Below are 11808 nucleotides of genomic sequence, written 5' to 3' on the forward strand. Positions count from 1 at the left end.
TCTAATGAACGATTTAGTATCTATTTTAACACCAACATTTAATACTGAAAAGTTCATTAGATTAACAATAGAATCTGCTAAAAATCAAACCTATACAAATTGGGAAATGATTTTGATTGATGATGCTTCTACAGATAATACGGTTGCTATAATTGAGGAATTTGTTAAAAAAGACAGCCGAATAAAGCTTTTCAAATTACTAGAAAATCGCGGAAATGGTTTTGCCAGAAACGCCGCTTTAGAAAAAGCCACAGGAAAATATATCGCCTATTTAGACGCTGATGATTTATGGTTTCCTGAGAAATTAGAAAAGCAAATTCAATTTTTAAAAGCAAATAATTTGCACTTTACTTTTAGCTTTTACAATTCTATTGATGAGAACGGAAATGATTTGAATAGAAAAGTAGAATCACCAAATCCGTTGACTTATAAACAATTGTTTTTCTGCAATTATGTTGGCAATTTGACAGCCATTTATGACGCAGATTATTTTGGGAAAATCACTCTAGAGACGTCGCAAAAAAGACAAGATTGGAGAATATGGCTTACAATTTTAAAACAAATTAAAATAGCAAAACCAGTTCCAGAATCTTTAGCTTTTTACAGAATTAGAAAAGATTCTGTTTCCTCTTCAAAATTTAAATTGATCAAACATAATTTTGGTGTTTACAGGGAATTTCATGGGTATAATCTTGTTTTTTCTGTTTTATTGATGATAAGGTTTTTGTTTACTCAATTGATAATCAAACCAAAATATATAAAGAAGATTTAAAATCCTTCAAGGTCGCAATTTGCGACCTTAGATAATTATTTTTTATATCCAATTTTCACTCTTTCAGATTCATTTTCTTTCTTTTCAGTTAATTCATCTAAATAAGAAAATACCAATTCAATATTCTTATCATGATTCTCTAACTTCTTCTGAATCTGTAAAATATCAACTTTTATTTCTGTTGTATCGAGAAGCATTTGTCTCACTTTTGTGAAAATACGCATGATTTGAATATTGGTTTGAATGGCTTTGTCGCTTTTTAAGATACTTGAAAGCATTAAAATGCCATGTTCTGTAAAAACAAAAGGCAGATATTTTTGATATTTACCTCTTCCTTTCTCTAAGGTCACAATTTGTGACCTTAGAGAATCATATTCTATTTTAGTAAGTTCAAACATAAAATCTTCCGGAAATCGGGATAAATTTCTTTTAACAGATTGTTTTAGAACTTTAGTTTCTATTTCATAAAGCATCGCCAAATCACGATCAAGCATCACTTTTTGACCACGGATAAAATATATTTTATTAGAAATTGTTTCTTCAGAAAGTAAAGATTGATCTTCCATAAATTTTTAATTAAAAAAACAAATGTAAGATTTTATTTATATTTACAAATAAGATTTAAACTGCTTTAGTTTCCCGCGATTGGTTCTTGCTAAAACAGTTTTTCTGGTGAAAGTGAAGATTAGATTTGGCTCGAGATACAAATCAATTGCTTCTTTTATTTTTTGAATTTGTTCTGAAACTAATTCATTTTCAGAAATATATTCAATTTCAAAAGTATCTAATTTAGTTTGTTTGATAATGAATTCTTTTACGTTTCCATCATCTTCAATGATGCTTTTGGTTACATAATAAAATGTCAAACCTGGAGATTTTTTACCACTTGGCAAAACAGCAACATCATTGGTTCTTCCAATTAATTTTTTAAGAATTGGTTTTTGAGGTGTACTTTTTTCATCCAAAATTCCAATATCGCCAATTTCATATCGAATGAAAGGATTTGCTTTGTTGAACAAAGATGTAATCACAATTTTTCCTTCCGTTCCATGTGGAACAGGATTATTGTTTTCATCTAAAATTTCCACAAAAAGAGTTTCAGCATTTACCTGCCATTCGCCTTTAGGATTTTCAAAAGCAATTAAATCTAATTCAGAAGCACCATATTCATTGATAATCGGAATTCCGAATTGTTTTTCTAAAAGTTTTTTATCCGATTCAAAAAGCATTTCGGAAGTGACAAAACAAGCTTTTAAAGTTGGACAAATGTCTTTTAAAACAATATTTTTCTTTTCTAAATATTTGGCAAATAATACAATAGAACTGGTATAACCGTTAATATAATCGAATTTTTTGGTTCTGAATTTTTTTAGGAATTTCTCTAAAATAGCATCAGACAAATCAAAAACAGGAAAACGAAAACGTCCGCTCAAAAAATCCTTAAAGCGCTCTTTTTGATATCCAATAAAATCCATTGGAATTCCATAAAAACGTGCCTGATACGAATGGTTAAAATCAATGCCAAACCAGCCAAAACGCATAATGTTGGAAGCCCAAGTTAAAGCGTGCGAATACTTGTCTTTTGCAAAAACAAAAGGAGTTCCGCTGGATCCAGATGTTTTGTTGAGGTAAACCGTTTTTTTAGAATAACCTTTTGAAAGTCTTTCTTCCAGAGGTTTCTGCAAATTTTGCTTATTTAAAATTGGAAGTTCTTCCCAACTTTTAGCAGTTGAATTTCCAGCTAATTGGCTATAAAAAGGATTATTTTCCAAATGAAAATCGACAATTTCTTTTTTCTTCTTTTCAAGAAAAAGAACATATTCTTGTTCAGATAAATTGACAATTTTTTGCAATTCGGCTTTAGCTTCCTTTATCGGAAAACCATTTAAACGAAGCGTAATGTCAAATAGAGAAATCATTTGGGACTAATTTTTCGTCAAAAGTAATATTATCCAGTTACTAACATGGAAGAATGAGCAACTTTTTAAGATTAAATTATTTTTTAAGTTCAAAAGCAATTATTTTTGCACCACAACTAAAATACAACAACACATGACAATTTTATTATTGGGATCAGGCGGAAGAGAGCATGCATTTGCGTGGAAAATGGTTCAAAGTCCACTTTGCGAAAAACTTTTTGTAGTACCTGGAAATGCGGGAACTGCTGCAATTGCTGAAAACGTTGCAATTTCTGCAACCGATTTTGAAGCAGTAAAAGCATTAGTGCTAAAAGAAAATATAAGTTTAGTAGTCGTAGGACCTGAAGATCCTTTAGTAAAAGGTGTGTACGATTATTTTAAAAACGACGAAAGTTTAAAACATATTCCGGTTATTGGACCATCAAAAGTTGGAGCTCAATTAGAAGGAAGTAAAGAATTTGCAAAAGAATTCTTGATGAAACATAACATTCCCACTGCAGCTTACGACAGTTTTACTGCCGAAACAGTTGAAGAAGGATGTAAATTTCTGGAAACTTTACAGCCACCTTACGTTTTAAAAGCAGACGGATTGGCAGCTGGAAAAGGAGTTTTGATTATTCAAGATCTTGAAGAAGCAAAAACTGAATTAAGAAATATGTTGGTTCATGCCAAATTTGGAACAGCGAGTTCAAAAGTTGTTATTGAAGAATTTTTGGATGGAATCGAATTAAGCTGTTTTGTTTTAACGGATGGAAAAAACTATAAAATTCTTCCAACAGCAAAAGATTACAAACGAATTGGAGAAGGAGATACAGGTTTAAACACAGGTGGAATGGGAGCAGTTTCTCCAGTTCCTTACGTAGATTCAGTTTTAATGGAAAAAATTGAAACTCGTATTGTAAAACCAACAATCGAAGGTTTCCAAAAAGATGGAATTGAATATAAAGGATTTGTTTTCATTGGTTTGATCAATGTTAAAAATGAACCAATCGTTATTGAGTACAACGTAAGAATGGGAGATCCTGAAACTGAAGTTGTGGTTCCTAGATTGAAATCAGATTTAGTAGAATTGTTCTTGTCTGTTGCAGATCAGAAATTAGGAGATTTCAATTTAGAAATTGATCCAAGAAGCGCTACAACTGTTATGGTGGTTTCTGGTGGATATCCGGAAGATTTCGAAAAAGGAAAAGTAATTTCGGGATTAGAAAATGTTACAGATTCTATAGTTTTTCATGCAGGAACAAAATTAGATAACGGAAATGTCGTTACTAATGGAGGACGTGTAATTGCTGTAACTTCTTATGGAGATAATTTCCAAGAGGCCATAAAAAAATCTTACCAAAACATAGATAAACTAAGCTTTGATAAGATGTATTTTAGAAAAGATATCGGCTTTGATTTAATTTAAAAAATAAATTTGACCAACCCTTTTAATTAAGGGTTTGGTTTTTATTTTAAAAATGAATGAGCTGTTGTATCTTGGTTTTCTGTTCCAGCGTCATCAAAAATACGTAATTGTTTAATCCAATAAACGATTGCGCATGCACAGATGATCATGAAAATCCAGTTAATAGTGTTTGCACCAAACCATGTAATTAATTCCAAACGACGTAAAAAGTCAAGAGGAGCAAACAAAATGTTAACGAATAGGTATTGAATTCCTTCGAAAAAAGCTGTCATAATTTTAAAAATTATATGTTATTTATTGTTGTGTAATGCCTTGAAGATAAAATTCGGCGAACCAAATCTTTTTTCAACTTGTTAGGTTTTTCCTTTTAAACAAGTAGTATCTTTACAATCACAAAAGTATAAAATATCCTTATGATAACAAGTGTTTTTAAAAAATCTACGCCATTAAATTATTCGTTGGTTGTAATTTTGATACTGGTTTTCTTTTTTATGTTCCAAATTAAAGACCCAGCTTGGGTTAGTTCCTATTTTTTGGCGTTCCAAAAAGTGAGCTTATTATGCTTTATTTTGGCTTCTTTTTTTATGATTAATTTTATTGTAAAAAAGAACGGACTCAGTAAAGACAATGGTTACGCGATACTTTTCTACTTATTATTTGTTTTATTTTTCCCAACGATATTTAACAACACAAATGTTATTTATGCCAATTTCTTTATTTTATTGGCTCTTCGAAGATTAATTTCGCTACAATCTCTTAAATCATCGAAAGAAAAAATATTTGATGCATCATTTTGGATTTTTGTAGCTTCTTTATTTCAATTTTGGAGCGTGCTGTTCTTAATATTGGTTTTTATATCCATTATTTTTCACGTTTCGAGAGATTATAGAAACTGGGTTTTGCCATTTATTGCACTTTTAGCAGTGGCAATTTTGTTTTATATGACATCTCTAATTTTAAAAATTGATGCCATAGCTTTTTTTCAGGAAAGAGCTGTAGTCGATTTTAAAATAGATTACTTTAAGAACAATTATGAAAATGCAGCGCTTTCAATATACACCGCTGTAGCTTTGTTTTTTGTTACTTCAATGTTAATGACATTATCAAACAGACCACAAATAGTACATTCTTCATACAAGAAAATTGTGGCCTGCTTTTTTATTGCAGCTTTTGTTTACATCGTTTCGCCAGATAAAAGCAACGATTTGTTATTGTTCAGTATTGCGCCTTTAACAGTTATGGCAACAAGCCATGTTGAATATATGCAGCAAAAACTAAACAACGAAATTGTTTATTATACCTTGATAGTCTGTAGTTTAATTCTGTTTTTCTCTCAGTTATAATTTACTTCCGTAAGCAAGATCACCAGCGTCACCAAGTCCTGGAACAATGTAGTTTTTCTCATTTAGTTTTTCATCTAAAGACGCAACCCATAAGTGACAGTTTTCAGGAAGATTTTTTTCTAGATGAGCAATGCCTTCAGGAGCAGCAATAACGACTACAATATGAAATTCTGTGGGAGAAGCATTCTCAATTAATCTTTTATGAACAGCTACAATAGATTGTCCGGTAGCTAGCATTGGATCTAGGAGTAGAACGGTTTTATTATTTAAGTTTGAAATTGCCTGATATTCAACTAAGATTTCAAACTCATCATCATTATTAGGATGATGTCTGCAGGCAGAAACAAAACTGTTTTCGGCATGATCGAAATAATTTAAAAATCCGTTATGAAGTGGCAATCCAGCTCTTAGAATTGGACATAAAACCAAATCGGTTTCGATTTCTGTTGTTTTTTTGATTCCAAGCGGTGTCTGGATTTCAACTTCTTTATAAGGCAAAATTTTACTTAATTCATAAGCCATAATTTCGCCAATGCGTTCAATATTTCTACGAAAACGCATACTGTCGTTTTGAACATTTACATTTCGGATTTGACCCAAAAAATGATTTAATACACTGTTGTTCTCGGATATATAGTGGATTTTCATAAGATTTTTTTAGAAGATCAATTGTATTTTAAGAATAATTGAAAAATTAATGTTTTTTTTCAAACTATAAAAGTATAAAAAGTATCTTTGTTTCATAAAAAATAAAAAACATGTTTTCAAAATTAGCTTATTCTGTTTTCGAGCAGAGCATCAAAGATTATCATCAGTTTGATAATGTAGATCAGCCGATTAATAATCCTTATCCAAAAGATAAGTTCGAGCATTTGTTATATCTAAAAAATTGGATTGACACCGTTCAATGGCATTTTGAAGATATTATTCGTGATCCGCAGATTGATCCAGTAGCGGCATTGACTTTAAAAAGAAGAATTGACGCATCAAATCAGGAACGTACTGATATGGTGGAATATATTGATAGTTACTTTTTACAAAAATATAGCAGTGTAAAAGTAAAAGATGGAGCAAAAATTAATTCTGAAAGTCCAGCTTGGGCTTTTGACAGATTGTCAATTTTGGCTTTAAAAATTTATCACATGCATGAAGAAGCTACTCGTGCAGAGGCTTCTCAAGAGCACAGAGATAAATGTCAGGAAAAATTAAATATACTTTTAGAGCAAAGAACAGATTTATCTACAGCAATTGAAGAATTATTGACAGATATTGAAAATGGTGATAAATTCATGAAAGTGTACAAACAAATGAAAATGTACAACGACGATGAATTGAATCCTGTTTTATATCAAAATAAAAAATAAATAATTTGGCAGACTTGTCTAGCAAAATTAAGCATATAGCCGTCATGAGACTATCCGCAATGGGAGATGTCGCCATGACGGTTCCTGTTTTACGAGCTTTTGTAAAACAATATCCAACGGTAAAATTGACCGTTATTTCTCGTCCATTTTTTAAACCTTTCTTTGAAGGAATTCCGAATTTGGAATTTTTTGCTTTTGATGAAAAAGAAAGGCATAAAGGATTTCTTGGACTTTTACGTTTATTTCAAGATGTAAAAAAACTGAAAATAGATGCCTTTGCAGATCTTCATAACGTTTTGAGATCTAAGGTTGTGAGTTTACTTTTCGCTTTAAGCGGAAAAAAAAGAGCAACAGTTGATAAAGGAAGAGAAGGAAAAAAAGAACTAACCCGTGCTGAAAATAAGATTTTCAAACAATTGCCAACAATGTTTGAAAGACACGCAAAAGTATTTGAAGAACTTGGTTTTCCTGTAGATTTATCTCATCCTGAATTTCCTAAAAAAGCGATTTTAAGTGCAGAAATTACCGATTTAATTGGAGAGAATTATCAAAAATTAATTGGAATTGCGCCTTTTGCCCAATACGATTCAAAAGTTTATCCTTTAGATTTAATGAAAGATGTGATTGAAAAATTGGCCGAAAATAAAGATCAAACTATTTTGCTTTTTGGTGGCGGAAAGAAAGAAATTGATATTTTAAATTCGCTTTCAGAACCTTTTAAAAATGTAATAAATGTTGCTGGAAAAATTAAATTTCAGCAAGAATTAAAATTGATAAGCAATCTAGACGTAATGCTTTCTATGGATTCTGGAAATGCTCATATTGCAGCAATGTTGGGAGTAAAAGTTGTTACGCTTTGGGGCGCAACCCATCCATACGCTGGATTTTTGCCATTCAATCAAAGTTTAGAAAACGCACTGACTTCAGACCGAAATCAATATCCAAAATTACCAACTTCGGTTTATGGAAATAAAATGGTTGAAGGTTATGAAGATGCGATGAAAACGATTTTACCACAACAGGTTGTTGAAAAAGTTGTAGAGCAGCTTTCATAAAAGATTAAAAAATAGCGTTTTTTTGTTATAAGCTTCGGAGAAGCGAAATATTTATACAAAAGAATCACGTCTACAATATTAAAGCTCCAGCGGAGCGACATTTTTTATTATAATGTCGCTCCGCTGGAGCTTTTTTCTTTTGTTTTATTGTGATCCGATAAATATTTTACCCCGCTGGGGTATTTGCTGATCAAACAATATTTAAGCAATATTTTTGTTTAGATCATATCTTTCATTAGAATCGAGGAAAGAATATCCGATAGTTTTTTTTCTTTTTTTGTTTACTATAATGCTGACAAAGTTGTTTTTGTCTTCGGTTGACAATAGAATGTGTTCAAATTTATCAGATGAATCTCTGTAAATTTTATAAATTAAGTCATGATCTTTTATTTTCTTAGATAAAACTTTAGCCGATTTAAGTTTGCTTACATAAGGCCAGATATTAAAAATATTCGAATCGGTCTTTTTAACTTCTACCATTTTTTCGGTCAACGTTGAATTGTATTTTTCTCTTTCAAGCATCTTTGGACCTTTTTTGTTTTTCATTTTTATAATAACTGCCAGAACGCATAGCGAAGCAGTTACAAATAGCATAATAAATAGATATAAATGAAAGTGTTGAACGTGAGCTGTCATGATATTTAATGTTTAAATGTTTGACAAATTTGATTTAGCTCTACAAATTCTCAAAAGGCGAGATTGATATTGCCATAATTATACCCCTAATTTAATGAAAATTTGGCAAAATTTTAATAAAATTTTGTTTTTATTTCAATTAGAGCCAAATCTTCTCATCGCGACAACGACGGTAGATATAACTTTTTAGATTTGCAATGGTTTCCTGGTAATTTGGCGCGTCATAACCGTAGCGTTCATGCTCCATTTGTTCTCTTTCAATGGCATCACATCCTTTTATAACTTCTTTGATCATGTCGAGCAAAGCAAGTTCTTTATTGTCGGTTTTTTGAAATTTAAATTCAACAATTTCATCCTGAAGTTCTTCACAGTAATCAATCAGCTTCATAACTTCAGGTTCATCCAGAAGATATTCTTTGTTTCTAAAAATTTCTCGTACAGATTTCATATTCAATTCAATTTCAATTTTTAAATGCCATCCCGAGGCCTCGGGACCAAGCCAGATCTTTGTCAAAGTTTTAAACTTTGACAAAGATTAGAAATAACGCAATTAAACAAAAAAAAATCCAAATCCCAATTGTAAAATTGGAATTTGGATTTTTATATTTTGGAATTTTCAAATACTATACGTCGTCGTAATCAACATAAATAGTTTCTGAAGTTGGATGTGCTTGGCAAGTTAAAATTAAACCTTCGGCAATTTCGCTGTCTGTTAAAATAGAATTTTTCGTCATTTCTGCACTTCCTTTTGTCACACGCCCTAAACAGCTACTACAGATTCCGCCTTGACAAGAATATGGTGCGTCAACACCTTGTTTTAGTGCTGCGTCAAGAATAGTTTGTTTTTTAGACATTTCAAAAGTAGTCTCTTCATCATCTACTAAAACAGTAATTTTTGTATGTCCCTCTTGAGAACCTTGAATTGCATGCTCTTCAGAAGAAGACGTAAATAGCTCAAATTTAATAGCAGACTCTTTTACATTTTTCTCTTTCAAAACATTTGAAACAGTATTGATCATGTCTTCTGGTCCACAAAGGAAAAACTTATCAAATTGAAGCTCTTTGTGTTTGTTGTTTAAAACAAAATTCACAGAAGATTTTTCAATTCTTCCAAATAAAGCATTTTCAGCTTTTGCCTGACTGTAAACGTAATGCACAAAAAATCTTCCTACATATTGTAGTTGTAAATCGTGAAGTTCTTGAAAAAAGATTGTTTCTTCAGGAGTTTTATTTCCGTAAACTAATACAAATGAACTTTTTGGCTCATTTTTTAAAACCGATTTTATGATTGAAAGAACAGGAGTAATTCCGCTTCCTGCAACAAAAGCTGCATAGTTTTTTTGTCTTTCAGCGTCTGGCTCAAAAGTAAACTTTCCTTCTGGCTGCCCAACTTCTAGAACATCACCTGCTTTTAAAGTTGTGTTGGCAAACTGAGAAAAAAGACCATTTTTTACTGCTTTTACAGCAATTCGTAATTCGCCGCTGTCTGGTGCAGAGCAAATAGAATAAGCACGTCTAATTTCTTGATTATCAAGAGTTAGTTTTAAATTTATATATTGACCTGCAATAAATTTATAGTCAGGTTTTAGTTCTTCGGGAACATTAAAAAGTACAGAAACAGCATTTGCAGTTTCACGTTTAACCTCTTTAATTATTAGTTTTAAGAATGAAGGCATGATAGAATTTTTATGCAAAAGTAGCAAACCACTATTAAAAGATTGCCACTAAATTATTTTTTTTAACTTTTTTTGTAACGTTTTCCTACATTTGATCTCTTACTACAAAAATACTAAAACCAAAAACAATGATTAAGAAGTTTCTTTACCTCGAATGGAAGGCTTTCAGCAGATCGGCATCTTTCGGTAAAAACCTGGCAATGAAAATTTTAATAGGTTTTTTAATGATCTATTTTTCCCTAATTTTTATTGGTATGGGAGTTGGAGCATTTTATGTCCTTAAGGAGATGAAATTGGAACCATTAGTAACTGTCAACAAATTTCTGATTTATTATTTCCTTTTAGATTTAATAATTCGATTGTTGCTACAATCAATTCCTGTTTTAAATATTAAACCATTATTGGTTCTTCCTTTTAAGAAGCCAACAATTGTGCATTTTTCTTTAGGCAAAACGGCTTTGTCTTTTTTTAACTGGGTGCATGCTTTATTTTTTATTCCATTTTCGGTTGTACTAATTTTAAATGGTTACGATGTTGTCGAAATTATTTTTTGGCATTTAGGAATAATGGCTATGATATACATCAATAATTTCCTGAATATTATTTTGAGCAATATTGACAAATTGTTTGCTGTATTTGTGGTATTGATTGTCGTTTTTGGAGGCGCGCAATATTATAAGTTATTTGATATCACGACATTTACAACGCCATTTTTTCAGAGCTTTTATGATATCGATGGAATATTTTTAATTCCAATTTTAGTATTAATTGGGCTTTATGCTTTTACTTTCAAATACTTTGAAAAGAATTTATACTTAGATGCAGGTCTTTCTGTAAAACATGATGTTGCGTCAACAGAGAATTTAACTTGGCTGAACCAATTTGGAACTTTGGGAACATTCCTTAAAAATGATATTAAACTTATCAAAAGAAATAAAAGGTCTAAGACAACTATTGTAATGAGTGTGATCTTTTTATTTTATGGATTGATTTTTTTCGCCAACCCGCATCAACCCGCGGCAATGCACATTTTTGCTGGAATATTTGTCTCGGGAGGATTTCTTTTTGTTTTTGGACAATTTGTACCAAGCTGGGATAGTTCATATTATCAATTAATGATGACACAGAATATTCCGTATCGAGGTTACATTACTGCGAAATGGTGGCTTATTGTAATTGTTACTTTTATTTCTACCATTTTGGCATCATTTTACCTTTTTTATGGATGGGAAGTTTATTTAACGATTGTAGTTGGAGCGATTTATAATATTGGAGTCAATTCTCATTTAGTTCTTTTAGGCGGAGCTTTTACAAAAACTCCAATTGATTTGAGTAACGCCGGCGGAGCTTTTGGAGATAAAAAAGCTTTTAACGTTAATTCAATGCTTTTGTCTTTACCAAAAATATTTCTGCCTTTATTATTGTATTGGCTTGGATTACATTTTGCAGATAAAACTGTGGCGTTAAGCTTAGTAGCTGGAGCTGGAATTTTAGGTTTTATCTTCAAAGAAAAAGTATTTTCTCTAATCGAAAAAAGATACAAGATTGAGAAATACAGTACGATTAGCGCATACAAACAAAAGAATTAATTAGAAAATGAGTCAATTAGATAATTAATCTAAAATCAACAATCTA

13 protein-coding genes are annotated in these 11808 nt (G+C 31.1%); 6 read left to right on the top strand and 7 right to left on the bottom strand.

Features of this window, described 5'->3' with window-relative positions:
• Positions 1–4 precede the first annotated feature (4 nt).
• Entirely contained in the window at positions 5–772 is a 768-nt protein-coding gene (locus DM444_RS04280; protein WP_111284325.1) for a glycosyltransferase family 2 protein, read from the top strand.
• 35 nt (positions 773–807) lie between these two features.
• Here the strand turns inward: DM444_RS04280 and DM444_RS04285 are convergent, their stop codons facing one another.
• Both DM444_RS04285 and DM444_RS04290 read right to left on the bottom strand, forming a co-directional pair.
• Positions 808–1338 carry an ORF6N domain-containing protein gene (locus tag DM444_RS04285; protein WP_111284327.1) on the bottom strand — a complete coding sequence of 177 codons (531 nt, stop codon included), beginning with the start codon at positions 1336–1338 and terminating at the stop codon, positions 808–810.
• 42 nt (positions 1339–1380) lie between these two features.
• Entirely contained in the window at positions 1381–2691 is a 1311-nt protein-coding gene (locus tag DM444_RS04290; protein WP_111284329.1) for a phenylacetate--CoA ligase family protein, read from the bottom strand.
• Positions 2692–2824: 133 nt separating this feature from the next.
• On the opposite strand from DM444_RS04290, the gene purD reads away from it, so the two are divergent.
• The gene (gene purD / locus DM444_RS04295) at positions 2825–4099 is read left to right on the top strand and encodes a phosphoribosylamine--glycine ligase (RefSeq protein ID WP_111284331.1); all 1275 of its coding nucleotides are present in this window, start codon (positions 2825–2827) and stop codon (positions 4097–4099) included.
• A 41-nt stretch (positions 4100–4140) separates the two neighbouring features.
• On the opposite strand, the gene DM444_RS04300 is transcribed toward purD, so the two are convergent.
• On the bottom strand, positions 4141–4371 hold the full coding sequence (locus tag DM444_RS04300; RefSeq protein ID WP_029271378.1) for a DUF6341 family protein: 231 nt from the start codon (positions 4369–4371) through the stop codon (positions 4141–4143).
• Between the two features lie 141 nt (positions 4372–4512).
• Here DM444_RS04300 and DM444_RS04305 point away from each other — a divergent pair, with 141 nt between their 5' ends.
• Positions 4513–5442: a DUF6427 family protein gene (locus tag DM444_RS04305; protein WP_111284333.1), complete on the top strand. Its 930-nt coding sequence runs from the start codon at positions 4513–4515 to the stop codon at positions 5440–5442.
• Here DM444_RS04305 and upp read toward each other — a convergent pair.
• Positions 5437–6090 carry a uracil phosphoribosyltransferase gene (gene upp / locus DM444_RS04310; protein ID WP_111284335.1) on the bottom strand — a complete coding sequence of 218 codons (654 nt, stop codon included), beginning with the start codon at positions 6088–6090 and terminating at the stop codon, positions 5437–5439. The two genes, DM444_RS04305 and upp, sit on opposite strands and share 6 nt — an antisense overlap.
• A 110-nt stretch (positions 6091–6200) precedes the next feature.
• Between upp and DM444_RS04315 the strand changes: the two genes are divergently transcribed.
• Positions 6201–6806, top strand: coding sequence for a DUF4254 domain-containing protein (locus DM444_RS04315; RefSeq protein WP_111284337.1), 606 nt, complete (start codon positions 6201–6203; stop codon positions 6804–6806).
• Between the two features lie 44 nt (positions 6807–6850).
• Entirely contained in the window at positions 6851–7861 is a 1011-nt protein-coding gene (locus DM444_RS04320) for a glycosyltransferase family 9 protein (RefSeq protein ID WP_111284339.1), read from the top strand.
• A 201-nt stretch (positions 7862–8062) separates the two neighbouring features.
• On the opposite strand, the gene DM444_RS04325 is transcribed toward DM444_RS04320, so the two are convergent.
• The 3 genes from DM444_RS04325 to DM444_RS04335 form a co-directional block, all read right to left on the bottom strand.
• On the bottom strand, positions 8063–8407 hold the full coding sequence (locus DM444_RS04325; protein WP_239455581.1) for a hypothetical protein: 345 nt from the start codon (positions 8405–8407) through the stop codon (positions 8063–8065).
• A gap of 229 nt (positions 8408–8636) precedes the next feature.
• A complete protein-coding gene (locus DM444_RS04330) occupies positions 8637–9011 on the bottom strand; it encodes a hypothetical protein (protein WP_239455582.1) in 375 nt (124 codons plus the stop codon).
• 109 nt (positions 9012–9120) lie between these two features.
• Positions 9121–10173, bottom strand: coding sequence for a 2Fe-2S iron-sulfur cluster-binding protein (locus DM444_RS04335; protein ID WP_111284343.1), 1053 nt, complete (start codon positions 10171–10173; stop codon positions 9121–9123).
• A gap of 128 nt (positions 10174–10301) precedes the next feature.
• Here DM444_RS04335 and DM444_RS04340 point away from each other — a divergent pair, with 128 nt between their 5' ends.
• The gene (locus DM444_RS04340) at positions 10302–11762 is read left to right on the top strand and encodes a DUF5687 family protein (RefSeq protein ID WP_111284345.1); all 1461 of its coding nucleotides are present in this window, start codon (positions 10302–10304) and stop codon (positions 11760–11762) included.
• Positions 11763–11808: the final 46 nt, after the last annotated feature.

Origin of the sequence: Flavobacterium ginsenosidimutans, assembly GCF_003254625.1 — a bacterium.
Taxonomy (GTDB): domain Bacteria; phylum Bacteroidota; class Bacteroidia; order Flavobacteriales; family Flavobacteriaceae; genus Flavobacterium; species Flavobacterium ginsenosidimutans.

Excerpts from the sequence above, each read along its gene's own strand:
- DM444_RS04280 (WP_111284325.1), top strand. The coding sequence starts at position 5 with ATGAACGATTTAGTATCTATTTTAACACCAACATTTAATACTGAAAAG.
- DM444_RS04285 (WP_111284327.1), bottom strand. The coding sequence starts at position 1,338 with ATGGAAGATCAATCTTTACTTTCTGAAGAAACAATTTCTAATAAAATA.
- DM444_RS04290 (WP_111284329.1), bottom strand. The coding sequence starts at position 2,691 with ATGATTTCTCTATTTGACATTACGCTTCGTTTAAATGGTTTTCCGATA.
- purD (WP_111284331.1), top strand. The coding sequence starts at position 2,825 with ATGACAATTTTATTATTGGGATCAGGCGGAAGAGAGCATGCATTTGCG.
- DM444_RS04300 (WP_029271378.1), bottom strand. The coding sequence starts at position 4,371 with ATGACAGCTTTTTTCGAAGGAATTCAATACCTATTCGTTAACATTTTG.
- DM444_RS04305 (WP_111284333.1), top strand. The coding sequence starts at position 4,513 with ATGATAACAAGTGTTTTTAAAAAATCTACGCCATTAAATTATTCGTTG.
- upp (WP_111284335.1), bottom strand. The coding sequence starts at position 6,090 with ATGAAAATCCACTATATATCCGAGAACAACAGTGTATTAAATCATTTT.
- DM444_RS04315 (WP_111284337.1), top strand. The coding sequence starts at position 6,201 with ATGTTTTCAAAATTAGCTTATTCTGTTTTCGAGCAGAGCATCAAAGAT.
- DM444_RS04320 (WP_111284339.1), top strand. The coding sequence starts at position 6,851 with ATGAGACTATCCGCAATGGGAGATGTCGCCATGACGGTTCCTGTTTTA.
- DM444_RS04325 (WP_239455581.1), bottom strand. The coding sequence starts at position 8,407 with ATGAAAAACAAAAAAGGTCCAAAGATGCTTGAAAGAGAAAAATACAAT.
- DM444_RS04335 (WP_111284343.1), bottom strand. The coding sequence starts at position 10,173 with ATGCCTTCATTCTTAAAACTAATAATTAAAGAGGTTAAACGTGAAACT.
- DM444_RS04340 (WP_111284345.1), top strand. The coding sequence starts at position 10,302 with ATGATTAAGAAGTTTCTTTACCTCGAATGGAAGGCTTTCAGCAGATCG.